This is a genomic window from Algibacter sp. YIN40 (assembly GCF_057219435.1).
The window spans coordinates 1-550 of sequence record NZ_JBXVVC010000013.1 but is presented as its reverse complement, the minus strand read 5'-3'; the positions used below and the strand labels follow the sequence as shown (position 1 = coordinate 550).

Here is a 550-nt window from a genome sequence, read left to right as displayed (position 1 = left end):
GTAAGTATAACATCCGGCAGGAAGTGTAAAGCTGCCTTCCCATAGACTGGAATTGGTATTATATACTAAGGCTGGGTTCTCACATTCATAATCATAATCATAAATACAGCCCAATTCGTTCTGTAAAGTTCCATAAAGTGATACTTTTGTCACCCCCTGCGGAGCACCACTATAAGGTGTTGAAGTTAGGATATGGGTTTGCGGGTCGTAACTGAATGTAATTTCATCATCGGACGGAACATATAATTGAATATCATTACCCCATTCAATTCCGCTTTCTCCATAGAAGGTTACATTGTTACATCCAAATGTTTCTTTCACTTGGTAAGTATAACATCCGGCAGGAAGCGTAAAGCTTCCTTCCCATAGACTGGAATCGGGATTAAATAGTAACGCTGGGCTATCACATTCAAAATCATAATCATAAGCACAGCCTAATTCATCCTGTAAAGTTCCATAAAGTGATACTTTTGTCACTTCCTGAGGAGCACCACTATAAGGTGTTGAAGTTAGGATATGGGTTTGCGGGTCGTAACTGAATGTAATTTCA

At 39.5% G+C, this 550-nt stretch carries 1 protein-coding gene; it reads right to left on the bottom strand.

Annotation, left to right across the window (positions count from 1 at the left end; genetic code table 11):
* Positions 1-550: pullulanase X25 domain-containing protein (locus AC2D6V_RS15385; RefSeq protein WP_484649969.1), on the bottom strand; the 550-nt coding region annotated here is incomplete at both ends.